General features: G+C 65.8%; 21 protein-coding genes and 1 pseudogene. 11 read left to right on the plus strand and 11 right to left on the minus strand.

From position 1 onward, the window contains the following. Window positions 1-586, plus strand: a 586-nt coding sequence (locus tag CA2_RS15485) for a LysR substrate-binding domain-containing protein (RefSeq protein WP_042419469.1), incomplete at its 5' end; no start/stop codon positions are given. Between the two features lie 10 nt (window positions 587-596). Here CA2_RS15485 and CA2_RS18095 read toward each other — a convergent pair. Together CA2_RS18095 and CA2_RS15490 are read right to left on the minus strand one after the other, a co-directional pair. Next, window positions 597-1052 carry a hypothetical protein gene (locus CA2_RS18095; RefSeq protein WP_156106102.1) on the minus strand — a complete coding sequence of 152 codons (456 nt, stop codon included), beginning with the start codon at window positions 1050-1052 and terminating at the stop codon, window positions 597-599. Window positions 1053-1113: 61 nt separating this feature from the next. Next, window positions 1114-3162 carry a molybdopterin-containing oxidoreductase family protein gene (locus tag CA2_RS15490; protein WP_042419415.1) on the minus strand — a complete coding sequence of 683 codons (2049 nt, stop codon included), beginning with the start codon at window positions 3160-3162 and terminating at the stop codon, window positions 1114-1116. A gap of 115 nt (window positions 3163-3277) precedes the next feature. Here CA2_RS15490 and CA2_RS18635 point away from each other — a divergent pair, with 115 nt between their 5' ends. The 5 genes from CA2_RS18635 to CA2_RS15515 all read left to right on the plus strand — a co-directional run bounded on the left by CA2_RS18635 (window position 3278) and on the right by CA2_RS15515 (window position 8745). After that, the gene (locus CA2_RS18635) at window positions 3278-4363 is read left to right on the plus strand and encodes an ABC transporter ATP-binding protein (RefSeq protein WP_042419418.1); all 1086 of its coding nucleotides are present in this window, start codon (window positions 3278-3280) and stop codon (window positions 4361-4363) included. 48 nt (window positions 4364-4411) lie between these two features. Further along, window positions 4412-5392: an ABC transporter substrate-binding protein gene (locus tag CA2_RS15500; protein ID WP_042419473.1), complete on the plus strand. Its 981-nt coding sequence runs from the start codon at window positions 4412-4414 to the stop codon at window positions 5390-5392. Between the two features lie 43 nt (window positions 5393-5435). Continuing rightward, window positions 5436-7100, plus strand: a complete 1665-nt coding sequence (locus CA2_RS15505; protein WP_156106104.1) for an ABC transporter permease — start codon at window positions 5436-5438, stop codon at window positions 7098-7100. 222 nt (window positions 7101-7322) lie between these two features. Beyond that, complete coding sequence (locus CA2_RS15510; RefSeq protein WP_042419424.1) at window positions 7323-8336, plus strand: porin; 1014 nt, start codon at window positions 7323-7325, stop codon at window positions 8334-8336. 154 nt (window positions 8337-8490) lie between these two features. Beyond that, complete coding sequence (locus CA2_RS15515) at window positions 8491-8745, plus strand: acyl-CoA-binding protein (protein ID WP_042419427.1); 255 nt, start codon at window positions 8491-8493, stop codon at window positions 8743-8745. 158 nt (window positions 8746-8903) lie between these two features. On the opposite strand, the gene CA2_RS15520 is transcribed toward CA2_RS15515, so the two are convergent. Then, window positions 8904-9194: a polyhydroxyalkanoic acid system family protein gene (locus CA2_RS15520; protein ID WP_042419430.1), complete on the minus strand. Its 291-nt coding sequence runs from the start codon at window positions 9192-9194 to the stop codon at window positions 8904-8906. A 120-nt stretch (window positions 9195-9314) separates the two neighbouring features. Between CA2_RS15520 and CA2_RS15525 the strand changes: the two genes are divergently transcribed. The 3 genes from CA2_RS15525 (at window position 9315) to CA2_RS15535 (ending at window position 11668) form a co-directional block, all read left to right on the plus strand. After that, on the plus strand, window positions 9315-9929 hold the full coding sequence (locus CA2_RS15525; protein ID WP_042419433.1) for a hypothetical protein: 615 nt from the start codon (window positions 9315-9317) through the stop codon (window positions 9927-9929). A gap of 120 nt (window positions 9930-10049) precedes the next feature. Then, window positions 10050-11315, plus strand: coding sequence for a class I SAM-dependent methyltransferase (locus CA2_RS15530; RefSeq protein ID WP_042419436.1), 1266 nt, complete (start codon window positions 10050-10052; stop codon window positions 11313-11315). Window positions 11316-11320: 5 nt separating this feature from the next. Then, window positions 11321-11668, plus strand: coding sequence for a DUF1840 domain-containing protein (locus CA2_RS15535; protein ID WP_042419439.1), 348 nt, complete (start codon window positions 11321-11323; stop codon window positions 11666-11668). A gap of 130 nt (window positions 11669-11798) precedes the next feature. Here the strand turns inward: CA2_RS15535 and CA2_RS15540 are convergent, their stop codons facing one another. The 8 genes from CA2_RS15540 to CA2_RS15575 form a co-directional block, all read right to left on the minus strand. Then, window positions 11799-12788 (minus strand): tripartite tricarboxylate transporter substrate-binding protein, encoded by a 990-nt coding sequence (locus CA2_RS15540; RefSeq protein ID WP_042419442.1) that lies wholly within the window; start codon window positions 12786-12788, stop codon window positions 11799-11801. A gap of 344 nt (window positions 12789-13132) precedes the next feature. Next, entirely contained in the window at window positions 13133-14380 is a 1248-nt protein-coding gene (locus CA2_RS15545; RefSeq protein WP_042419445.1) for a phenylacetate--CoA ligase family protein, read from the minus strand. Window positions 14381-14479: 99 nt separating this feature from the next. Beyond that, window positions 14480-15289: an ABC transporter ATP-binding protein gene (locus tag CA2_RS15550; RefSeq protein ID WP_042419448.1), complete on the minus strand. Its 810-nt coding sequence runs from the start codon at window positions 15287-15289 to the stop codon at window positions 14480-14482. A 136-nt stretch (window positions 15290-15425) separates the two neighbouring features. Next, window positions 15426-16748, minus strand: a complete 1323-nt coding sequence (locus tag CA2_RS15555; RefSeq protein WP_042419450.1) for an ABC transporter substrate-binding protein — start codon at window positions 16746-16748, stop codon at window positions 15426-15428. A gap of 77 nt (window positions 16749-16825) precedes the next feature. Then, window positions 16826-17902 (minus strand): branched-chain amino acid ABC transporter permease, encoded by a 1077-nt coding sequence (locus tag CA2_RS15560; protein WP_042419453.1) that lies wholly within the window; start codon window positions 17900-17902, stop codon window positions 16826-16828. Window positions 17903-17935: 33 nt separating this feature from the next. Then, window positions 17936-18865, minus strand: a complete 930-nt coding sequence (locus CA2_RS15565) for a branched-chain amino acid ABC transporter permease (RefSeq protein ID WP_042419456.1) — start codon at window positions 18863-18865, stop codon at window positions 17936-17938. Window positions 18866-18892: 27 nt separating this feature from the next. After that, on the minus strand, window positions 18893-19678 hold the full coding sequence (locus CA2_RS15570; protein WP_042419459.1) for an ABC transporter ATP-binding protein: 786 nt from the start codon (window positions 19676-19678) through the stop codon (window positions 18893-18895). A gap of 23 nt (window positions 19679-19701) precedes the next feature. Next, the gene (locus CA2_RS15575) at window positions 19702-21636 is read right to left on the minus strand and encodes an AMP-dependent synthetase/ligase (protein WP_042419462.1); all 1935 of its coding nucleotides are present in this window, start codon (window positions 21634-21636) and stop codon (window positions 19702-19704) included. 285 nt (window positions 21637-21921) lie between these two features. On the opposite strand from CA2_RS15575, the gene CA2_RS15580 reads away from it, so the two are divergent. After that, entirely contained in the window at window positions 21922-22662 is a 741-nt protein-coding gene (locus tag CA2_RS15580; RefSeq protein WP_174435626.1) for a Crp/Fnr family transcriptional regulator, read from the plus strand. Window positions 22663-22740: 78 nt separating this feature from the next. After that, a pseudogene (locus tag CA2_RS15585) lies at window positions 22741-23061 on the plus strand (DEAD/DEAH box helicase); the annotation flags it as partial.

A 23061-nucleotide genomic window follows, 5' to 3' on the forward strand; every position in this document is an offset into this window, starting at 1 on the left:
TACACCGATGCTGGCGGCGTTCATGGCCCAGCACCCGCGGGTGAGCCTGCAGGTGGACGAGACCAACCGCCGTGTGGACGTGGTGGCCGAGGGGCTGGATCTGGCGATCCGCGTGCGCCCGCCGCCGCTGCAGGACAGCGAGCTGGTGCTGCGCCAGCTGGCCGAGCGCCACCAGTGCCTGGTGGCCAGCCCTGCGCTGCTGGAGCGCATGGGTCCGGCCCTGGGGCCCATGGACCTGGCGCGCTGGCCCAGCCTGGACATGGGCCAGCCCCAGGACAGCCACCGCTGGGTGCTGCTGGGGCCGAACCAGGAGCGCGCCGAGGTGCGCCACCAGCCGCGCCTGGTGACTCCATCCATGCTGGCGCTGCGCGATGCGGCCCTGGCCGGCGTGGGCGTGGTGCAGTTGCCCAGCATGTTCATTCGCGCCGAATTGGCGCGCGGCAGCCTGGTGCAGGTGCTGCCGGGCTGGGCCCCACGGGTCGAGGTGATCCACGCCGTCTACGCCTCACGCCGGGGGCAGTTGCCCGCGGTGCGGGCGCTGCTGGATTTTCTGGTCCAGCAGTTTCAGGCCCTGGCCGGGGACTGAGGCGGGCAACTTAATCGAGTGCAGGTCGAAAAGCTTTGGTGTAGTTGAATGGAGGGTACTCTGCGTGGTTGCAGTAGTAATGCCACAGTAATCTGTTCTCGGCGGAGATAAGGGTACTGTCTAAAACTTCAAAAGCACATGCTGAAATATAAATTTCCCCGTAATGCTGATGCACCTTCTTGTTGCGTTGCAAAGCGGAAATTTTGGACGCGAATCGCGCATATCTGGCTTGAAAAGATGTGCTGGTTTGCCCAATGTAAAGAATGTCGCTTTCTCCAATGAGACGCGGTATTTTTTTGCTTACTTTATAGAGGTAAACGATATTTTTTAATTTTCGAGCACTATCGCATGAAAAGGCTGCTTGATAGGCAGCTTCACTGCATTCAGAAATGGCAGTCTCAAAGGGTTTGAAATTTTCTGAAATAAAAGTTTCGAAATTATGGGTGGTGATTATTTTTCTTTCCACTGAGGCCTTTTGAAAACGTCACAGAGCTGCCGGTATGCAGCTCTTTATTTCAACTGTGCAGTTATGTCAACCGCTCCACCTGCACCGCGCAGTCGTAGAAGCAGGGCGCGCGGCCGATGTCGGTCAGCTGCTGGTGGGTCAGCTCGTTCACGTTGGTGCCGTTGGCGCCCTGCTTGCGCCACCAGATGCCCAGGCCCACCACCACCCCGGGCCGTGCCCGGCCGTTGACGGCGGCGTGGCAGACATGGCTGCCCCGGGCGTTGAAGACGCGCAGCCGGTCGCCATCGGCAATGCCGCGCGCGGCGGCGTCCTCGGGGTGCAGCTCCAGCAGCGGGCGCTCTTCCATGCGCGCCAGGCTGGCGACATTGGCGAAGGTGCTGTTCAGGAAGTTGCGCGCCGGCGGCGAGATCATGGCCAGCGGGTGGGCGGCCGTGGGCGGCTCGTAATTGGGCACGTGGTCGGGCAGGGTGTTGATGCCCAGCGCGGCCAGGCGCGGGTTGTCGAACTCGCACTTGCCCGACGGCGTGGCAAAGCCGCCCTGGGCGAACGGCGCCTCGGCCACCGGGATGTGGGCAAAGCCCTGGGTCAGCAGGCTGTCGAAATCCATAGCTGTTCCCGCAAGCGCCGTGCGGCACAGCGCCTCATCCGGCTCAGAAAAGTGCGGGGCGGCAAAGGCCGGGTCCAGCTGCGCCATCTGTGCGGCCAGGTCGCGGAAGATCTGGGCGTTGCTGCGTGCCTGGCCTTCGGGGGCGATGGCCGGGCGGTTCAGCAGCACGTCGGTGTGGCCGTAGCTGCCATGGATGTCCCAGTGCTCCAGCTGCGTGGTAGCGGGCAGCACGTAGTCGGCGTGGTCGGCGGTGTCGGTCAGGAAATGCTCCAGCACCACGGTGAACAGGTCCTCGCGCGCAAAACCGGCGGCCACCTTGGCCGACTCCGGGGCCACGGCCACGGGGTTGCTGTTGTAGACCACCACGGCCTCGACCTGCGGTCCGAACTGCGCATCGCCGGGGTGCAGCAGCACGTCGCCGATGGTGCTCATGTTCAGCGTGCGCGGGCGGCGGTCGCCCAGCAGCTGGGGTAGTTGCAGGGCCGCCTTGTTGAAGGGCGACACGCCCGAGCTGGACAGCAGCAGGCCGCCCGCACGGTGGCGCCAGGCGCCGACCAGGGCCGGCAGGCAGGCGATGGCACGCACGGCATTGCCGCCGCCGCGCACGCGCTGCATGCCGTAGTTCAGGCGGATGGCGGCCGGCTGGGTGGTGCCGTAGTCGCGCGCCAGCTGGCGGATCTGTTCCACGGGTAGGCCACAGACCTGGGCGGCGCGCTCGGGCGGCCACTCCAGCGCCCGGGCGCGCAAGGCCTCCCAGCCCAGGGTGTGCTGGGCGATGTAGTCGTGGTCCAGCCAGTCGTTCTGGATGAGCTCGTGCATCAGCGCCAGCGCCAGGGCAGCGTCGGTGCCGGGCAGCAGCTGCAGGTGCTCGTGGCACTTCTCGGCGGTCTCGCTCTTGCGCGGGTCGATGCACACCAGCTTGGCCCCATTGCGCTTGGCCTCCTGGGCCAGGCGCCAGAAGTGCAGGTTGCTGGCAATGCTGTTGCTGCCCCAGATCAGGATCAGCTGGCTCTCGGCAAAGAACTCCATGCGCATGCCCAGCTTGCCGCCGTAGGTGGCGGCCAGGGCCTCGCTGCCGGCGCTGGCGCAGATGGTGCGGTCCAGCAGGCTGGCACCCAGCTGGTGGAAGAAGCGCCGGTCCATGCTCTCGCCCTGCACCTGGCCCATGGTGCCGGCATAGCTGTAGGGCAGGATGGCCTCGGGCTGGCGCTGCGCAATCGTGTGCAGGCGCTGGGCGATGTCGCGCAGGGCCTCGTCCCAGCTGACCGGGGTGAACTGGCCGCTGCCCTTGGGGCCGCTGCGCTTGAGGGGTTGCAGCACGCGGTCGGCGTGGTAGGTGCGCTGCGTGTACTTGCTGACCTTGGCGCAGAGCACGCCGCCGGTCATGGGGTGGTCGGGGTTGCCTTGCACCTTGGTGGCCACGCCGTCGATGACCGTGGTGGTGAGCGAGCAGGTGTCGGGGCAGTCGTGGGGGCAGGCGCCGAGGATGTGGGTCACAGACATGGCAAACGGGGCAGTTCCAGGGTGGGGGTGCTGATTTAAGCATGGCGCGCGCCCTGGCGCATGCGGCTGACACGGATTTGTCACGCCCGCGGCCTAGCATGCCGCCATCGTGCAAATGACCCATCACACCAAGATGCCAGGGGCCGCCGTGCGGGTGCAGGGGCTGCGCCGCGTCTACGGCGACCGCGCCGTGCTGGACGGCCTGGACCTGGACATCGCCCCCGGCGAAATCATCGCCCTGCTGGGCCCCTCGGGCTGCGGCAAGACCACCTTGCTGAAAATCCTGGCCGGGCTGGAGCAGCCCAGCGACGGTGAAGTCTGGATGGGCGACACCTGCGTGGCCACGGCCGGGCACAGCGTGCCACCCGAGCAGCGCGGCCTGGGCATGGTGTTCCAGGATTACGCCCTGTGGCCGCACCTGAGCGTGCAGAGCAATGTCGGTTTTCCGCTGCTCATGCGCGGCGTGTCGCGCCAGGAGGCCGCGCACCGCGTGGACGAGGTGCTGGCCCTGGTGGGCCTGCAGGGCCTGGGGGCGCGGGCGCCGTCCAGCCTGTCCGGCGGCCAGCAGCAGCGCGTGGCGCTGGCCCGGGCCATCGTGGCACGGCCGCAACTGGTGCTGTTTGACGAACCCCTGTCCAACCTGGACCGCGACCTGCGCGAGAGCCTGTGCGCCGAAATGGGCAGCCTGCTGCGCGAGCTGGGCTGCACCGCCGTCTACGTCACGCACGACCACGAGGAAGCCTGCGCCCTGGCGGACCGCGTGGCCGTGGTCATGGACGGGCGTTTTCACCAGCTGGATGCGCCGCAGGCCCTGTGGTCCGCACCGCGCACACGCCAGGTGGCGCAGTTCCTGAAGCTGGGCACCCTGCTGGATGCGCAGTGGCAGGGCAGCCACTGGCAGGTGGCTGGCGCGCAGTGGCGCTGCCTGGTGCCGCCGGTGGCGCCAAGCACCGCGGCGCAGGGGCAGTTGCTGCTGCCCCATGGGGCGCTTGCGCTGGGCACGGCGCAGCAGGACGACCACCTGCCCGTGCAGGGCCGCGTGCTGTCGCAGCACTACCGCTGCGGCCAGTTCGACACCTGGATCGACGCCGACTGGGGCCAGCCGGTGCGCGTGCACAGCAGCGAACGTCTGCCCGCTGGCGCCCGCGTGCCGCTGAGCCTGGACATGCAGCGCCTGCACTGGTTTGCCGCGGTGGATTGAGACCGCGCCCGCCTTCTGTTTTCTCACTGTTTGGATGGAACGATGAACATGCATTCACGCCCCTGGTTTCGTGTGCTGCGCCCCGGTGTGGTCGGCGCACTGGTGTTGGTGGCCCTGCAGCCGGTGGCCCAGGCGCTGACGGTCTATACCGCCGGCCCGGCCGGCCTGATCAAGGAGCTGGCCCAGGGCTTCGAGCAGCAGGGCGGCGAGAAGGTCGAGGTCTTCCAGGCCGACTCGGGCAAGGTCATGGCGCGCGTGGAGTCCGAGGCCGGCAATCCCCGCGTCGATGTGCTGATCTCGGCCTCGTGGGACAGTGCGCTGGACCTGCACCAGCGCGGCTGGCTGCTGAACTACCGCAGCCCGAACGCCAAGACCGTGCCCGCCGCCTACCAGGGGCCGTCGTACGTGGCCCAGGGCCTGTCGGCGCTGGCGCTGGCCTGGAACCCGTCCAGCGGCACGCCGCGCCCCAGTGACTGGAAGGACCTGGCGGAGCCGGCCTTCCAGGGCAAGGTCAACATGCCCGACCCGAGCAAGTCGGGCACGGCGCTGGAGCTGATCTCCGGCCTGCAATCGCAGCACGGTGCCCAGGCCTGGAAGCTGTTCGGCGAGCTGCGTGCCAACGGCATGCACATTGCCGGTGCCAACGCCCAGGCCCTGAACCCGGTGCTGCAGGGGGCCAAGGCGGTCGTGTTCGGCGCGGTCGACTATGTGACCTATGCGGCCCAGGCCAAGGGCGAAAAGGTCGAGATCATCTTCCCGCGCAGCGGCACGGTGGTGGCGGCGCGGCCCATGATGATCTTCAAGCGCAGTGCCAAGGTCGAGCAGGCCAAGCGCTTCGTGGACTACGTGCTCTCGGACGAGGGGCAGCGCATCGTCGCCAAGTCCTACCTGCTGCCCGCGCGCAGCGATGTGCCGGCCCTGCGCCCGGCGCTGGGCAGCTTCCAGGCCTGGCCCCCGGAGTCCGATGCCCAGCGCGCCGGGCGGGCGGCGCTGCTGCAGCGCTTTGACGAACTGTTCGTGCGCAAGTGACGCACGGCGCCCCAGCGGGCGCCGGCAAGGAATGGAGCCGATGATGCCGTTGCAACGAGGGGGCACGCTGCTGCCCGGGGCCGCCATGCTGGGCATGGGCGTGCTGGTGGTGGTGCCGGTGGCCTTTGTGCTGCTGCAGGCCGTGTTCCCCGGTGCGGCGCAGGCCGACTGGGCGCAGCCGCTGGCCCACTGGCGGCAGGTCTGGCAGGACACGGCCATGGCCCAGCTGTTGGGCAACACCGTGTCCCTGGGCGTGTGGGTGGTGCTGGGCTGCCTGCTGCTGGGCCTGCCCCTGGGCTTGCTGCGCGGGCTGGGGCACCTGCCGGGCAGCGCCCTGTGGGACCTGTGCTTTCTGGTGCCCTTCATGGTGCCGCCCTACATCGCGGCCATGGGCTGGATCCTGTTGCTGCAGCCCGCCGGCTACCTGCAGCAGGTCACGGGCCAGCACGCGGCGGGGCTGCTGTTTTCGGTGCCGGGCGTGGTGCTGGTCATGGTGTTGAATCTGTTTCCGGTGGTGTACTTCGCCGTGTCGCGGGCGGCCGCGGCGGCCGGTGGCCGCCTGGCGGTGGTGGCGCGGGTCTGCGGGGCCAGCCCCTGGCAGGCGCTGTGGCGCGTCACCCTGCCCCTGACGCTGCCGGCCCTGGCGGCCAGCGGACTGCTGGTGTTTGCCATGACGATCGAGGAATACGGCACGCCGGCGGTGCTGGCCTCCCACGTGGGCTTTGCGGTGCTGGTGACGGCCATCGAGCAGCGCCTGTCTGACTGGCCCATCGACCTGCCGGGCGCGGCCCTGCTGTCGCTGGTGCTGATGCTGCTGGCGGTGCTGGCCTATGTGGGCCAGCGGCGGCTGATGGCCGGCCGTGGCTATGAGGCCACCGACGGCAAGCCACAGGCCCTGCACCGCGCGGCCCTGGGCGTCTGGCGCCTGCCGGTGCTGCTGCTGTTTGCGGCCGTGGCCGTGTGTGCCACGCTACTGCCCTTGCTGGCGATCGGGGGCACGGCGTTCACGGGCACGCTGTCGGGCGGGTTGGCCTGGGACAACTGGACGCTGCGCCACTTCCGGTCGATTCTGGGGGCTGGCTCCGAAGCGCTGCAGGCCCTGGGCACCAGCTTTGCGCTGGCGCTGGCGGCCGCGCTGCTGGTGGGCGTGTTCGGGGCCCTGGTGGCCTACTGCAGCGTGCGCCTGCGCACCCGCACGGCCCTGGCGCTGGACGTGCTGTCGGTGCTTCCGAACGCCATGCCGGGCATCGTGGTGGCCGTGGGGTTGATCCTGGCCTGGAACCAGCCGTGGCTGCCGGTCACGCCCTACAACACCTGGCTGATCCTGCTGCTGGCCTATGCCTGCCTGCTCTTGCCCTATCCCATCCGCTATGCCAACGCCGCCTTGCAGCAGGTGAGCGTGCAACTGGAATCGGCTGCGCGCGTGCACGGGGCCAGCCTGTGGCAGATGCTGGCGCGGGTGGTGGCGCCGCTGCTGGCGCCCAGCGTGGCGGCGGCCATGCTGCTGGTGTTTGCCATCGCCTCGCGCGAACTGGTGGCCTCGCTGCTGCTGGCGCCGACCGGGGTGCAGACGGTGTCGGTCTATGTCTGGCGCCAGTTCGAGCAGGGCTCGGTCGGCGAGGGCATGGCCATGAGCCTGATCGCCATCGGCCTGACGGCCCTGCTGGTGCTGCTGGCCGCACGCCTGGCACCGCGCCCCGGCCACTGATCCGCCGCGCGCCCCTTGGCGGCCCCTGGTTCCGCTGGGGAACCCCGGCCCTGGGCGTGTGCCGGGCGCCCGGCGCCACGGTTGGTGGCCTTGCAGCGGGTGCCTGTGGTGCGCAACCAAATCGTCATCTGCCCGACGTGGCCTTGTCATCTCCGAATTTTCCAATCGCAGCCAGCGCCGGGCGATGCCCCCGGCGTGATTCACAACCCAAGGGAACGGAACATGAACAAGCAAATGCACGTGGCGCTGGCCATGGTTTTGGCCGCTGCCGCCGGTAGCGCGGCCGCACAGTCGAACGTGACGGTGTACGGCGTGATCGATACCAGCGTGGGCCGCGGCTACAAGAGCGATGCCAGTGCCGAAATGATGAGCGGCTATACCGACACCTCGAAGCTGGGCTTCCGCGGCTCGGAAGACCTGGGCAACGGCCTGAAGGCGAACTTCCAGCTGGAGGGCGAGATCGGCAGCGACACCGGGGCCTGGGCCGAGGGTTTCAAGCGCCAGTCGTGGGTGGGGCTGTCGGGCAGCTTTGGCGAAGTGATGCTGGGCCGCACCACCACCCCCCAGAACCGCCTGATGGGCACGTTTGACCTGAATGGCACGGCCGATGGCTCCAGCGCCATGAAGGTGCTTGGCATCGCCGCCAATGGCTCGTTCATGAGCTCGCGCCAGTCCAACCAGGTCCAGTACGCCACGCCCAAGCTGGGCGGCTTCCAGGCGCGCGTGGCATACGGCTTCTCCGAAACCGTCAGCGGCACGGCCGGCGACAAGAAGGACTTCCTGCAGCTGGCCGCCAGCTACCAGACCGGGGGCCTGACCCTGGGCGCCGCCTTCCAGCCCAAGAGCATGTCGACCCAGGCCGCCGTGGGCGCCACCGACAACCGCAACGGCTATGCGCTGGGCGCCAAGTACAACTTCGGCGTGGCCGAAGCCAGCGTGATCTACACCCGCAACGAAAAGCGCACCGAAGGCGACGGCTTCGGCATCGGTATCGCCGCGCCCATCGGCGCCTGGAAGGTGGGGGCGCAGTTCGCTCGCCTGACGAATGTGAAAAATGCCGATGGCAGCAAGTCGGCCAAGGAAGGCGCGAACGCCTTCGAACTGTTCGCCAACTACAGCCTGTCCAAGCGCACGGCGCTGTATGCCGCCTACGGCAGCGTGAACAGCAAGGCCGAGACCGCGTTCAGCCTGGCCCGCGACAACACCATGGCCGTGGGCGTGATCCACAAGTTCTAACAACAAGGCGGCGGCGCCTGCGGGTGCCGCGAACTCCGAGGTGGTTGGCGTGCAGGTGAGCCTGCACGCCTTTTTTTTGCTTTCGCACGATCGTGCTTTTTGACGCGATTTTGGCTACACTGAGCCTGATTACTACACCACAGGAGACCCGTCCATGTCCGATCTGCAAGCCGCGTTCGACGCCGCCGTGAAGAATTCCACATCGCTCAGCGAGCGCCCCGACAACGCCACGTTGCTGAAGATCTATGCCCTGTACAAGCAGGCCACCGAAGGCAACAACGAGGCCAAGAAGCCCAGCTTCACCGACATGGTGGGCCGCGCCAAGTGGGATGCCTGGGAAAAGCTCAAGGACATGTCCCCGGACGATGCCAAGCAGCAGTACATCGACCTGATCGAGTCGCTGCGCTGAGCGCCATCCGGTTCGTCCCTAAAAAAGCAAAGGCAGCCCAGGCTGCCTTTTTGCTGTCGGATGCTGTGAAAAAAGGAGCTGTCAGCGCTATTGGTGCAAGGTTTTCATGGATTTTTTGCAATTAAATCCGCATGCAATAAGCGCAGCCAGCTATCTTTTCAGGATGCCAGCATGGCGTCGAACTGCGCGTGCAGCTTGGCCTCGATCTTCTCCTGGAACATCGCAGCCAGAAAGCCCAGCTCGGCCTCCAGGCGCAGCTGCTCGGCGCTGACCTGCAACTGGCCCTGCATGCCGCTGCCGTCGAAGTGCAGCACGTCCTGCGTGCTGCCGGCCTCATAGCGGCATTGCACGCCGAACTTGGCGGTGGCCTGTGCGGCCCAGTGCCGGGCGTGCTGGCGGGCGGCCTCCAGGCCGAGGGTGTGGGAGCGTTCAATCAGGATCTGGGACACGGGACGGAGCAATCAGGCAAGGGCCAAAAAGGCGGATCATAAAAGTCCAGCGGTACCCAGGGCGCGCCTGGGCTGAATACACTGGGGGCTGGATTGTTGCAGGCAGGCGGACTTCGCACTATGGATTTTTTGACGTGGATTATCGTGGGCTCGATCGGCATCTATGTGCTGCAAGGCATGGAGCACCGCCGCCGTGTGCGCCTGCTGGGGGCGCACTTGGCGCCGACCCAGGTGGAAAAGCTCATGGGGGGCTTGATCGAGGGCTATATGCGCGCCCTGGATGAGAAGGAGCCCGAGCGGCGCCAGCAGGTCTGGGCCATCCTGGACAACAGCGAAAAGACGCTGGCCGACCAGCTGCAGCGGCTGGCCGACAGCTTTGCCCAGGAAAATGCCCAGGACACCCGGGTCAGCACCTTGCCCCTGGCGCTGCCGTACTTCGACCGCCTGATGCCTGCTCACACCTTCGACATGCGCGAGGCCCTGCAGCTGCATGCGCGGGCCGTGCGCGACGCCTGCGCACCGGACGGGGTGGACCCGGCCACGCGCAAGCGCATGGCCTTCACCATGACGGCTGAGCTGCTGCTGCTGCAGCACACCTGCCACTGGTTCTGCAAGACGCGCACCATCGCCTCCATGCGCCTGATGGCGCGCCAGAAGACCACGTACGAACAGGTGCTGCAGTCCGTGTCGCGCAACACGCTGGCTGCGTACAAGAAGCTGGTCGGCACGGTCTGAGCGGCACCACCCCGTCTGCCGTGAAAAAGCGACAACGCCGGTAAAACGGGAAAAAGTCTGTCAACGCCACGGCGTGGCGCGCATTGACGCACGGCGATCCGGGCTCCAACAATCGGACGCATGAAACACATGCTGGCTGCCTTGGAAGCCCGGCTGGCGGCGTTGCCAGTCCCGATGGCGGTGGAGCTGCCATCGGGGCAGCGCATCGGCCCTGCGTCCTGGCAGGTGCTGGTGGTGCTGCGCGCGCCCGAGGCTTACCTGGCGCTGGTCCAGGGGCAGATCGGCTCGCTGGGGGCTGCCATCGTCGAAGGCTGGGTCGAGGTGCATGGCAGCATGCGCGATGTGATGGCCGCAGCCCTGGGGTTGCTGCAGACCGATCCCGTGCGGGGCACGGCCAGTTGGTGGTCCCAGGTCATGGCGCGCGCGCGGTCCATGGCCTTGCACACGCTGGAGCGCGACGCGCAGCAGGTGCAGTTTCACTACGACCTGTCCGACGATTTCTATGCCCTGTGGCTGGACCCGCGCCGGGTCTACTCCTGCGCCTACTACCGCGAGCCCCAGATGAGCCTGGCCCAGGCCCAGGAGGCCAAGCTGGAACACATCTGCCGCAAGCTGGACCTGCACCCGGGCGAGCGCTTGTTGGATGTGGGCTGTGGCTGGGGCGGGCTGATCATCTGGGCGGCCCAGCACCACGGCGTGCAGGCCAAGGGCATCACGCTGTCGCGCAACCAGTTCAACCATGTGCGCCACCTGATCGAGACCCTGGGGCTGCAGGGGCGCGTGCAGGTGGAGCTGTGCGACTACCGCCAACTGAGCGATGCGCCCTACGACAAGCTGGCCTCGGTCGGCATGTTCGAGCATGTGGGGCAGGCCAACCTGCCGGAGTACTTCCAGACCGTGTACCGGCTGCTGCGCCCCGGGGCCCTGGCCCTGATCCACGGCATCACCGCAGGCGGTACGCGCAACCGGCAACTGGGCGCCGGCATGGGGGACTTCATCGACCGCTACATCTTCCCCGGCGGCGAGCTGGTGCATGTCAGCACGGTGCTTCAGACCATGGCTGAAGCGGGGTTGGAAATGGTCGACACCGAGAACCTGCGCCCGCACTATGCGCGCACACTATGGACGTGGTCTGACGCATTGGAAGCGCAACTGGACGCTGCGCAGCGCATTTTGGCGGTACAAACTGATACTGAGCGCTCAGGTCGCGCGTTGCGTGCCTATCGCTTGTATCTGGCAGGTTGTGCGATGGGGTTCGAGCAAGGCTGGATGGGTCTGCACCAAATGCTGGCGATACGCCCGTCCGGTGAGATCCAGACCGGATCCTTGCGAGGCGCGCAATCTGACTATGCGTTCCAACGTGACTACATGTACCCAAAAGGATAAGCAAGATGGCCTACACCTTTCAATCACGCGCTACGGCCGACTTGATCATGCTGAAAGCCACCGCCGAGCAGTTGCTGAAGCTGCTGGACAAGCAGGTGGGGGAGCCTGGCATTGTGACGGTCGAGCAGATCCCGCATGCCTTGGATGTACTGGAGCGCGCCGTGGCCGAGGACGATGCCAAGCGCAAGGCGATCGAAATCGAAATGCAGTCCTCGGCGCACGAGGATGTGGCCAAGGCGGCCCTCGCATCGGCGCAGCTGGGCTCCGTCAGCCTGCGCCAGCGGGTGGTGCCCTTTGCCGACATGTTGCGCCGCAGTGCGGCCGAGGGCAAGCCAGTGACCTGGCACCTCTGACGCCAGACCGGGCCCGCTGTGCGAAGGTGCGCCGCGGGTCGCTTGCATAAAAAAAATCGCCTGGGTGCGTGTGCGCCCGGGCGATTTCTTTGGTGGGCATGGCGCTGTGCCATGCCCTGGACCGAAGGCCTTAGTCGGCGAACTGGCCGGCGGCCTTGATGACCTTGCCCCAGGTTTCGATTTCCTTGGCCACGAACTTCTTGTGCTCGGCGGGTTCGACACGGTTGTCGGCCACCACCACGGCACCCAGGCCTTCCTGCTTGCGGACGAACTCAGGGTCCTTCACGGCCTGCTTCAGGGCGTTGTTCAGCTTGGTCAGGACTGCGGCTGGCGTGCCCTTGGGGGCGTACAGGCCGTGCCAGACGGTCACGTTGAAGCCCTTCAGGCCCGAAGAGTCCAGGGTGGGGATGTCTTTCAGGGCGGGGGCCTTCAGCGGCTGCAGCGTGGTCACGCCGTAGGCCTTGACCTTCTTGCCTTCGATCTGCGACGAGGTGTTGGTGGTCTGGTCGCACATCAGGTCGATGGTGCCGCCCATCAGGTCGGTGATCGCAGGGGCGGCGCCCTTGTAGGGCACGGTGGTCATCTGCGTGGCCATCGCGCTCTGGAACATCAGGCCGCACAGGTGGCCGGCGGAACCCAGGCCCGAGTGACCGATGTTGACCTTTTCCTTGTTCTTGTTGATGTACTCGCGCAGTTCGGCGAAGTTTTTGGCTTCCAGGGTGGGACGGCCAATCACGGTCATGGGCACGTCGTTGACGATGCCCAGGAATTCGAAGTCGTTGAGCACGTCGAACGGCAGCTTGCGGTACAGCGAAGGCATGGTCGACATGCCGATGTGGTTCAGCAGCAGGGTGTAGCCATCGGGATTGGCGCGGGCTACCTTGGCGGCGCCGATGGAGCTGCCGGCACCGGCCACATTTTCGATCACTACGGTGGCGCCACCCAGGGGCTTGCGCAGGGCTTCTGCCAGATCGCGGGCCACACGATCGGTGGGGCCGCCGGCGGTGAAGGGAACGACGACGGTGATGTTCTTGCTGCCAGGGAAATCTTGGGCTGCCACACCGAACGAAGTGGCGGCGGCTGCCAAGGCGATGGCGGCAATGCGGAATGTCTGGGCCATTGTGTGTATCTCCTAACGCTTGTAAGGGGGGAATGCTATGAATATGTGGTGGGATGCCATCTCCGCACATTCCCTAGGTTGTCCGGAAAAAATTCTAAGAACGGAAAATGCTTGCGCGAAATCAATCAACGGCGTGCGGCAGTGGTGTTGCCAAGGTGACTTTAAATTCGTGAAATTTCGAGTAAATGCGCGCATTTTTTGACTTGTTCACCAAACAAAACAGGCCCGGAGGGCCTGTGAAGGGGGGGTGTGAAGCTTCCATGGGCGGCCGGTGCGGCCCGCCCACCCAAGGGTCATCTGTGCTTTTTTTGCATCATGCGTACTAATTTTTGCAATGCGGGAATTCAGGCGTAGCTGCGGGCATCCTCGATCACCTTGCCGTCGTTGGGCAGGCTGCCCGGTGCCACCAGCTGCACGTCGGCGCGCAGCTTGGTGACTTCGCGCACGGCCTCGGCCATCAGCTGCGCCAGGCCGGGCGCGGTCTCGGTGCTCTCGACCAGCATCGTCATCTGGTCGTTGGCCATCTCGCCGCTGACCACCAGACGCGCCTTGCCGGCCTGGGGGAAGCGCTTGACCACTTCCGAGACCTGGCCGGGGTGCACGAACATGCCGCGCACCTTGGTCGTCTGGTCGGCACGGCCCATCCAGCCCTTGATGCGCAGGTTGGTGCGCCCCGTGGTGCAGGTGCCGGGCAGCACGGCCGAGAGGTCGCCGGTGCCGAAGCGGATCAGCGGGTAATCGGGGTTCAGGGTGGTGATCACCAGTTCGCCCACCTCGCCCTCGGGCACGGGGTCTCCGGTGCCGGGGCGCACGATCTCGACGATCACCCCCTCGTCCAGGACCAGGCCTTCGCGGGCCGAGGTTTCATAGGCAATCAGGCCTAGGTCGGCCGTGGCGTAGCACTGGTAGGCCGTCACGCCACGGGCCTGCAGCCAGTCCCGCAGCGAGGGCGGGAAGGCTTCGCCGCTGACCAGGGCCTTGCGCATCTGGGGTAGGGCCACGCCCAGGTGTTCGGCCTTTTCTAGGATGAGCTTGAGGAAGCTGGGGGTGCCGATGTAGCCGGCCGCCTGCAGCTCGGCCATCGCCTGTACCTGCTGCTCGGTCTGGCCGGTGCCGCCGGGGAACACGCTGCAGCCCAGGGCGTGGGCCCCGGTTTCCATCATCGAGCCGGCGGGCACGAAGTGGTAGCTGAAGCAGTTGTGGATCAGCTCGCCGGGGCGAAAGCCCGCCGCGTAGATGGCGCGGGCCATGCGCCAGTAGTCCGGGCGCGTGCCTTCGGGCTCATAGATCGTGCCGGGGCTGGCGAACACACGGGGCATGCGTGCGCCGAAGGCCTGGGTGGCAAAGCCGCCGAAAGGGCTGCTGGCGCGGTGGGCCTGCTGGGTGGCCAGCAGTTCGTACTTGCGGGTCACCGGCAGCTGGGCCAGGGCAGCGCGCGAGTGGATGTCGCCCGCCTGCACCCCCGCCAGGATGCGGGCAAAGGCGGGCGCGTGCTGCTGCGCATGGGCCACCTGGGCCGGCAGGGCCGCCATCAGCGCGGCTTCGCGCGCGGCCGGGGCGCGGGTCTCCAGATCGTCGTAATGCTGGCTCATGCGAATGCTCCGAAACTTGGGGGGGGGGGTGAGAATGGAAGGCGAAATGGGTCGTTTGCGCCCTGCTGGCGGGCGCATCCAGCTATGGATTTGTGGTCTTCAGGCCAGCCAGCGCTTGCGGCGCTTGTAGCTTTTGACGTCCTTGAAGCTCTTGCGCTCGCCGCCGCCCACGCCCAGGTAGAACTCCTTGACGTCTTCGTTGGAGGCCAGGTCGGCCGCGGGGCCATCCATCACGATGCGGCCGCTTTCCATGATGTAGCCGTAGTCGGCGTACTTCAGCGCCATGTTGGTGTTCTGCTCGGCCAGCAGGAAGGTCGTGCCTTCCTTGGCGTTCAGGTCCTTGACGATGTTGAACACCTCTTCCACGATCTGCGGCGCCAGGCCCATCGAGGGTTCGTCCAGCAGCACGATGTTGGGGTTGCTCATGATGGCGCGGCCGATGGCGCACATCTGCTGCTCGCCGCCAGAGGTGTAGGCCGCTTGGCTGGTGCGGCGCGTCTTCAGGCGCGGGAAGTAGTTGTAGACCTTCTCCAGGTTGGCCGCGATCTCGCCCTTGTCGCTGCGGGTGTAGCTGCCGGTCATCAGGTTTTCTTCGATGGTCAGGTGGGCGAAGCAGTGCCGCCCTTCCATGACCTGCACCACGCCCCGTTTGACGAGGTCCGCGGGCGACAGGTTCTGGATCTGTTCGCCGCGCAGCTCGATGCTGCCCTTGGTCACCTCGCCACGCTCGCCCTTGAGCAGGTTGGAGATGGCGCGCAAGGTGGTGGTCTTGCCGGCGCCATTGCCGCCGAGCAGGGCCACGATGCCCTTTTCGGGCAGCTGCAGCGAGACACCCTTGAGCACCAGGATGACGTGGTTGTAGATGACCTCAATGCCGTTGACGCTGAGGACGATGTTCTGTGCTTGCATAGTCGTGCCTTTCAACCAATCGACAGGCCTGCGCACGGGTGGCAGGGCTGTCGGCTGGACACTGCGCCGAAGCGGGCAGTGCCGTTGCACAAGTGCTGGAGCCGGGCTGGCACCAGGAGGTCCAGCCCGTGCTGCATTACTTGCAGTCCGCGGCGGCGCGGCGGGTGTGCTTCTTGTCGGCCAGGTACTTGTCGCCCTGTTCCTTGATCAGCGGCTCGATCACCTTGTCATCCGACTGGTACCAGTCGCTGCCCATGTTCCACTTCTTGCCGTCCCAGGTGTGGATGCGGGCCCAGGTGGAACCCATGTGGTCGCCGCAGCTGGTCTTGAGCGGACGCATGATTTCGTCGAAGCCCAGCTCCTTCAGGCGCGCGTCCGTCAGGTTCAGGTTTTCGTAGCCCCAGCGCACCTGCTCGCCGGTCATGGGCTTGCCCTTGCCGAACTTCTCCTGCGCGGTGCGGATGGCTTCCACGGTCAGCATGGAGATGATCATGCCGCGGGTGTAGAGCACGGAGCCGACTTCGTCGCGCGGGCCGGTGCCGGCCTTCTTGTCGTGCACGTGCTTGAGCACGTCCTGCGCCACCTTGGTGTTCTGGCCATAGCCGTTCAGTGCCAGGGTCTGGTAGCCCTTGGCGCCTTCGCCCACGTCGCGGACATCGGGTTCGGCGCCGGCCCACCACACGCCATACAGCTTGTCACGCGGGAAGCCGGTGGCCTGGGCTTCCTTCAGTGCGGTGGAGTTCATCACGCCCCAGCCCCACAGCAGGGCAAAGTCGGGGCGGCTCTGGCGCAGCTGCAGCCAGGTGGCCTTCTGCTCCACGCCGGGCGCGGTCACGGGCAGCAGCTGCAGCTCGAAGCCGTGCATCTTGGCGCGTTCCTGCAGCACCGGGATGGGTTCCTTGCCGAAGGGGCTGTCGTGGTAGATCAGCGCAATCTTCTTGCCCTTGAGCTTGTCCAGGCCGCCGGCCTTCTTGCCGATGTGCTGGATCAGGATGTCCGCGCCGGTCCAGTAGCTGCCCATGAAGGGAAAGTTCCACTGGAAGGCATTGCCGTCCTTGGCGATCGACAGGCCATAGCCCAGCGTGATCAGCGGGATCTTGTCCACGGGCGCCTTTTCGGTCAGCGCGAAGGTGATGCCGGTGGCCTGGGGGTCGATCGCGGCCACGAAAGGCTTGCTCTTCAGGCGTTCGTAGCACTCCACGCCACGGTCGGTGGCGTAGCCGGTTTCGCACTCTTCATAGGCAATCTTGACGCCGTTGATGCCACCGTCGCGCTCGTTGATCAGCTTCAGGTAGTCCTGCTTGCCGTTGGCCCATGGAATGCCGTTGGGGGCATAGGCGCCGGTGCGGTAGGACAGCAGGGGGATGAATTGCTCGTTGGCTTGTGCCGCTGCGCTGCCAGCAAAGCCGGCACCGGCGGCAACCAGGGTGGCCGCCAGGGCCAGACGGGTGAACTTCATGGTTTGTCTCCTTGTTGGGATGGATCTCTAACGTCACCGAAAACGCGCAACACGCGCACACACACCTTGAAACTCGATCAATGCGGGAAAGGCCAGACGCGCATCTTCTGCTTGCCGATGGACCACAGCTTGGCCAGTCCATGGGGCTCGACGATCAGGAACCAGACGATCAGGCCGCCGAAGATGATGAATTCCGCGTGCGACACGCCGGCCGTGGAAATCTCGAAGCCGAACAGGTTGGCCAGGGCGGGCAGCAGCAGGCTCAGGAAGATGGGCAGCACCACGATGAAGGCCGCGCCGAAGAAGCTGCCCATGATGGAGCCCAGGCCGCCGATGATCACCATGAACAGCAGCTTGAAGGAGATGTCCACCGAGAAGGCGGCCGGCTCCCAGGCGCTCAGGTGCACAAAGGCCCACAGGGCGCCGGCCACGCCGACGATGAAGGAGCTGACGGCAAACGCGCTGAGCTTGGCGTACATCGGGCGGATGCCGATCACGCTGGCGGCCACGTCCATGTCGCGGATGGCCATCCACTCGCGGCCGATGGCGCCGCGCACCAGGTTCTTGGCCAGCAGGGCCAGCACCACCAGCACACCCAGGCAGAACAGGTACTTGGACTGGGCCGAGTCGATGGCCATGCCGAAGACCTGCAGGTCCGAGACCGACACCGAGCCCGAGGGCGAGTTGTTGGTGAACCACTTGATGCGCAGGAACATCCAGTCGCTGAAGAACTGCGCGGCCAGCGTGGCCACGGCCAGGTACAGGCCCTTGACGCGCAGGCTGGGCAGGCCGAACAGGATGCCGAAGAAGGTGGCGCACAGGCCGCCCAGGATGAGGGCCGGAATCAGTGGCATGCCGGGGATGCGCACGATGACGTTGTAGGCGCCGTAGGCCCCCACCGCCATGAAAGCCCCCGAGCCCAGCGAGATCTGGCCGCAGTAGCCCACCAGGATGTTCACGCCCAGCGCAGCCAGCGACATGATGACCAGCGGGATCAGGATGGCGCGGTAGAAGTAGTCCGAGGCGAACATCGGCACCACCAGGAAGGCGGCGGCGATCAGCACCAGGATGGCGATCTTGTCCTGGCGGATGGTGAAGATCTGCTGGTCGGCCCGGTAGCTGGTTTTGAACTGACCGTTCTCACGATAGAACATGTGTGTCTCCTAATTGTTCTGGGGGTGGACCGGTCAGACGCGGTCGATGATCTTTTCGCCAAACAGCCCTTGCGGACGGAACAGCAGGAACACCAGGGCCAGCACGTAGGCGAACCAGATCTCGATGCCGCCGCCCACATAGGGGCCCAGGTAGACCTCGGACAGCTTCTCGCCCACACCGATGATCAGGCCACCGATGATGGCGCCGGGTACTGAGGTCAAACCGCCCAAAATGACCACTGGGAGAGCGCGGAGTGCTACGGTTGTGAGAGTGAACTGCACGCCCAGCTTGGAGCCCCAGATCATCCCGGCCACCAGGGCCACGATGCCGGCCACGCACCAGACGATGACCCAGATGCGGTTCAGCGGAATGCCGATGGACTGGGCGGCCTGGTGGTCGTCGGCCACGGCGCGCAGTGCGCGGCCGGTGCCGGTCTTCTGGAAGAAGATGGACAGGGCGGCCACCAGGCAGGCGGCGATCACGGCCGCGATCACGTCTTCCTGGTTGATCATCACGCCGCCGTCAAACACCGAGTCCAGCACGAACACCGGGTCCTTGGGCATGCCGATGTCGATCTTGTAGATCTCGCTGCCGAACAGCGTCTGGCCCACGCCTTCCATGAAGTAGGTGATGCCCAGCGTCGCCATCAGCAGCGTGGCGGCATCCTGGTTCACCAGGTGGCGCAGCACCAGGCGTTCGATGACCCAGGCGCAGACGAACATGATGGCGGCGGCGATCACAAAGGCCGCGACGTTGGCCACCAGCTTGCTTTCAAGGCCGGTCCACTGCGGAATCCACTCCGCAAAGCGCGCCATCGCCAGGGCCGCGAACAGCACCATGGCGCCTTGGGCGAAGTTGAAGACACCCGAGGCCTTGAAGATCAGCACGAAGCCGAGGGCCACCAGGGCATACAGCATGCCGGCCATCAGGCCGCCAAACAGGGTTTCCAGAAAGAATGCCATTGCGAGTCTCCCGTGTTCCGTGGTGGGTCAGTGGCTGGTGCCCAGATAGGCACGGATCACGTCTTCGTTGTTGCGCACTTCGTCGGGGGCGCCGTCGCCGATCTTCTTGCCGTAGTCCAGCACGACCACGCGGTCCGAGATGTCCATCACCACGCCCATGTCGTGTTCGATCAGCACGATGGTGGTGCCGAATTCGTCGTTCACGTCCAGGATGAAGCGGCACATGTCCTGCTTTTCCTCGACGTTCATGCCGGCCATGGGCTCGTCCAGCAACAGCACCTGCGGCTCCATGGCCAGGGCACGGCCCAGGTCCACGCGCTTTTGCAGGCCGTAGGGCAGCTGGCCCACGGGCGTCTTGCGGAAGGCCTGGATTTCCAGGAAGTCGATGATGTGCTCGACGAATTCGCGGTGCGCGATCTCTTCCTTCTCTGCAGGCCCCAGGCGCAACGCCTGCATCAGGAGGTTGCTTTTGATCTTCAGGTTGCGGCCGGTCATGATGTTGTCGATCACGCTCATGCCCTTGAACAGCGCCAGGTTCTGGAAGGTGCGGGCCACGCCCATTTCGGCCACCTGGCGGCTGTTCATGTGCGAGAAGGTCTGGCCGCGGAAGGTGATGGAGCCTTCGCTGGGCGTGTAGACGCCGTTGATGCAGTTGAGCATGGAGCTCTTGCCGGCGCCGTTGGGGCCGATGATGGAACGGATCTCATGCTCGCGCACATTGAACGAGATGTCGGTCAGCGCCTTCACGCCACCGAAGCGCAGGCTGATGTTCTGGATGTCCAGGATGACATCCCCAATCTTCTTGTCTGTCATGGCTGCTGCTTTCTGGGTGCGGCTCAGGCGGCGACGCGGGATGCGGGATAGGTCTTGGCGTTGAGGATCTGCAGCGTGGCGCTCACGCTGCCGGTGCGCCCGTCTTCGAACTTGACCTGGGTTTCAATGAATTGCTGGGTCTTGTCGCTGTAGAGCGCATCGATCAGGACCGCGTACTTGTCGGCAATGAAGTTGCGGCGCACCTTGCGGGTGCGGGTCAGCTCGTCGTCGTCGGGGTCCAGCTCCTTGTGCAGCACCAGGAAGCGGGCGATCTGGGTGTCGGCCATGCCGGCTTCGGTGGCCAGGTCGGCATTCACCTGGGCCAGGCATTCGCTGATCAGCTCCAGCACCTGGGGCTTGGAGGCCAGGTCCACATAGCCGCCGTAGGGGATGCCCTGGCGCTCGGCCCAGTTGCCCACGGCTTCGTAGTCGATGTTGATGAAGGTGCAGACCTGGTCGCGCAGGTTGCCGAAGCACACGGCCTCCTTGATCTGCGGGAAGAACTTGAGCTTGTTCTCGATGTAGTTGGGCGCGAACATGGCGCCGGTGTTCATCTTGCCCACGTCCTTGGCACGGTCGATGATGCGCAGGTGGCCGTCCTCGTCCAGCACGCCGGCATCGCCGGTGTGGAAGTAGCCTTGCTCGTCGATGACTTCGGCCGTGGCGTCGGGGCGCTTGTAGTACTCCTTGAGCACCGACACGCCCTTGACCAGCACCTCGCCGTTGTCGGCAATCTTCAGCTCGATGCCGGGGGCCGCCTGGCCGACGGTGTTCAGCTTGACGTGGCCGTTCTTCTGGATGCAGACATAGGCGCAGGTCTCGGTCTGGCCGTACAGCTGCTTGAGGTTGATGCCGATGGAGCGGAAGAACTTGAACAGGTCGGGGCCGATGGCCGCGCCGGCGGTGTAGGCCACGCGGATGCGCGACAGGCCCATCACGTTGCGCAGCGGCCCGTAGATCAGCAGGTCGCCCAGCTTGTACTTGAAGCGGTCCAGCGCACTGACGGGCTTGCCGTCCAGGATGTCGGCGCCGACCCGCTTGGCCAGTTGCATGCACTTTTCATACAGCCACTGCTTGGCGGGTGCGGCATCCTCCATGCGGATGGAGACCGAGGTCAGCATGCCTTCGAACACCCGGGGTGGGGCGAAGTAGTAGGTGGGGCCGATTTCGCGCAGGTCGATGTTGACGGTGCTGGCCGATTCCGGGCAGTTGATGGTGAAGCCCGCCACCATCCACTGTGCCAGCGAGAACAGGTGGTCGCCCACCCAGGCGGGGGGCAGGTAGGAAATGATGTTGTCGGCCGGGGTCAGTCCATCGACCTCAACACCGCCCTGGGCCGAGCCGATGAAGCTGGCGTGCGTCTGGCACACGCCCTTGGGCTTGCCGGTGGTGCCCGAGGTGTAGAGGATGACGGACACGTCCTCGGGCTGCACGGCCCGCGCCATGGAGTCCCACACGCCGGGGTGGCTGCGGTCCCACTCGGCGCCCAGTTGCTTGAGCTGCTCGGTGCTGATCAGGCCTGGCTGGTTGTAGTTGCGCAGGCCGCGCGGATCGTCATAGATGATGTGCTGGATGCCGGGGTGCGATTCGCGCACTTCCAGCAGCTTGTCGACCTGCTCCTGGTTTTCCGCGAAGGCGAAGGCAATGTCTGCGTCCTGCATCACAAAGCCCATCTCCTGGGCCACAGCGTCCTGGTACAGCGGAATCGGCACGGCGCCCAGGCTCTGCACGGCGACAAAACCGATGTAGACGTGGGGGCGGTTGTCGCTGATGAAGGCCAGGTTCTGTCCCTTGGCCAGTCCGAGGGCCGCCAGGCCGCAGGCCATTTGGCGCGCATCCCGGGCCACATCGGCCCAGGTCCACGTCTGCCAGATGCCGTATTCTTTTTCGCGCAGGGCAGCAGCGTCGGGCCTCTCGGCGGCATGCTTGAGCAGCAGGTGCGGAAACGTGGTCACCATTGCAAATCCTTACAGCTTGTCAATCTCGAACTCGGCGATGGAGTGCGTCGTGGAGGCGACGACCCAGTCAATGGAGGCGATAGTAGGCAGGGGTTTGACGTTTTCTTGTCTTTACGACGACATTCAGGGGAAAGACCTAATCGGGTAATTACGCGGGTTTTGGCGTTTTTTCTGCGTGCGTTCGCTGTTTTTGACCTGCATCACGAACTGCGGACAAGGGCGGTGCCACTGGTCGTGGCAAACCCGAATGGCATTGCGCCGTGGTCTGCGCACATGCTCGGGTGTATGACTTCACGCACGACCTTGTACCAACGCCGTCGCCTGGCCACCCCGGAAGAGATTGCAGGCATTCCCTGGATGCAGTTGCTGCAGCCGCACGAGCGCGAGCGCGCAGTGGTCGGCCTGCAGGTGACCGAGGCCTGCGTGGGCGAGTTCGTCTGCCATGCGGGACGTCCCGTGAGCTACTGGTTCGGGCTGATCGACGGCCTGCTGAAGATGAGTGCCGACAATGTGGACGGCATGACCATGACCTTCACCGGCGTGCCGCCGGGCGGCTGGTTCGGCGAGGGCACGTGCATCAAGCGCGAGCCCTACCGCTACAACATCCAGGCCCTGCGCAAGAGCGTGATTGCCGGCATTCCCATCGACACCTTCCAGTGGCTGCTGGACAACTCGCTGGGCTTCAACCGCTTCATCATGAACCAGCTCAATGAGCGCCTGGGGCAGTTCATCGCCGCGCGCGAGATCGACCGCATCAGCAACCCCGATGTGCGCGTGGCCCGCAGCCTGGCGGCGCTGTTCAACCCGGTGCTCTACCCCGGTGGTGGCTCGGTGCTGCGCATCACCCAGCAGGAGCTGGCCTACCTGGTGGGGCTGTCACGCCAGCGCGTGAACGAGGCCCTGGCCACACTAGAGGCGCATGGCGCCATCCACGTGGAATACGGCGGCCTGCGCGTCATGGACCTGCAGGCTCTGCGCGACGGGCGCTTCGCCCCTGGCAAGCGGGTGGCGCTGGCGGTCGGGTAAAACGCGTGGGCATCGGCGGCCTGCCGAGCACAACTGGGCCAGCGGGGGGACAATAGCGGACCAACTCCAAGAGCCAACATGTCTTTCAAAGACCAACCCCATTCCCGGGGCCCCTCCAAGCCAGGTGCCCCCCGTTCCGCCAAGCCCGCCGGTGCGCGCCGCGATGGCGAGGACCGCCCCCGTGGTGGTGCACGCGACGAACGTGCGCCCCGCCGTGAAGGCAGCTTTGGCGGCGGTGACCGCCCCCGCTTCAACGACCGCAACGACCGCGGCCCCCGTCCCGAACGCAGCTTTGGCGACCGCCCCCGCCGCGAAGAAGGTGGCTTTGGCCGCTCGGACCGCCCACGCTTCAACAGCGACGAGCGCGGACCACGCCGTGAAGGCGGCGGTTTTGCCGGT

The sequence above is a fragment of the Comamonas aquatica NBRC 14918 genome, from assembly GCF_000739875.1.
In the GTDB taxonomy this organism is placed as follows: domain Bacteria; phylum Pseudomonadota; class Gammaproteobacteria; order Burkholderiales; family Burkholderiaceae_C; genus Comamonas; species Comamonas aquatica.

Excerpts from the sequence above, each read along its gene's own strand:
- CA2_RS15490 (WP_042419415.1), bottom strand. The coding sequence starts at position 3,162 with ATGTCTGTGACCCACATCCTCGGCGCCTGCCCCCACGACTGCCCCGAC.
- CA2_RS18635 (WP_042419418.1), top strand. The coding sequence starts at position 3,278 with ATGACCCATCACACCAAGATGCCAGGGGCCGCCGTGCGGGTGCAGGGG.
- CA2_RS15500 (WP_042419473.1), top strand. The coding sequence starts at position 4,412 with ATGCATTCACGCCCCTGGTTTCGTGTGCTGCGCCCCGGTGTGGTCGGC.
- CA2_RS15505 (WP_156106104.1), top strand. The coding sequence starts at position 5,436 with ATGCCGTTGCAACGAGGGGGCACGCTGCTGCCCGGGGCCGCCATGCTG.
- CA2_RS15510 (WP_042419424.1), top strand. The coding sequence starts at position 7,323 with ATGAACAAGCAAATGCACGTGGCGCTGGCCATGGTTTTGGCCGCTGCC.
- CA2_RS15515 (WP_042419427.1), top strand. The coding sequence starts at position 8,491 with ATGTCCGATCTGCAAGCCGCGTTCGACGCCGCCGTGAAGAATTCCACA.
- CA2_RS15525 (WP_042419433.1), top strand. The coding sequence starts at position 9,315 with ATGGATTTTTTGACGTGGATTATCGTGGGCTCGATCGGCATCTATGTG.
- CA2_RS15530 (WP_042419436.1), top strand. The coding sequence starts at position 10,050 with ATGAAACACATGCTGGCTGCCTTGGAAGCCCGGCTGGCGGCGTTGCCA.
- CA2_RS15535 (WP_042419439.1), top strand. The coding sequence starts at position 11,321 with ATGGCCTACACCTTTCAATCACGCGCTACGGCCGACTTGATCATGCTG.
- CA2_RS15540 (WP_042419442.1), bottom strand. The coding sequence starts at position 12,788 with ATGGCCCAGACATTCCGCATTGCCGCCATCGCCTTGGCAGCCGCCGCC.
- CA2_RS15545 (WP_042419445.1), bottom strand. The coding sequence starts at position 14,380 with ATGAGCCAGCATTACGACGATCTGGAGACCCGCGCCCCGGCCGCGCGC.
- CA2_RS15550 (WP_042419448.1), bottom strand. The coding sequence starts at position 15,289 with ATGCAAGCACAGAACATCGTCCTCAGCGTCAACGGCATTGAGGTCATC.
- CA2_RS15555 (WP_042419450.1), bottom strand. The coding sequence starts at position 16,748 with ATGAAGTTCACCCGTCTGGCCCTGGCGGCCACCCTGGTTGCCGCCGGT.
- CA2_RS15560 (WP_042419453.1), bottom strand. The coding sequence starts at position 17,902 with ATGTTCTATCGTGAGAACGGTCAGTTCAAAACCAGCTACCGGGCCGAC.
- CA2_RS15565 (WP_042419456.1), bottom strand. The coding sequence starts at position 18,865 with ATGGCATTCTTTCTGGAAACCCTGTTTGGCGGCCTGATGGCCGGCATG.
- CA2_RS15570 (WP_042419459.1), bottom strand. The coding sequence starts at position 19,678 with ATGACAGACAAGAAGATTGGGGATGTCATCCTGGACATCCAGAACATC.
- CA2_RS15575 (WP_042419462.1), bottom strand. The coding sequence starts at position 21,636 with ATGGTGACCACGTTTCCGCACCTGCTGCTCAAGCATGCCGCCGAGAGG.
- CA2_RS15580 (WP_174435626.1), top strand. The coding sequence starts at position 21,922 with ATGACTTCACGCACGACCTTGTACCAACGCCGTCGCCTGGCCACCCCG.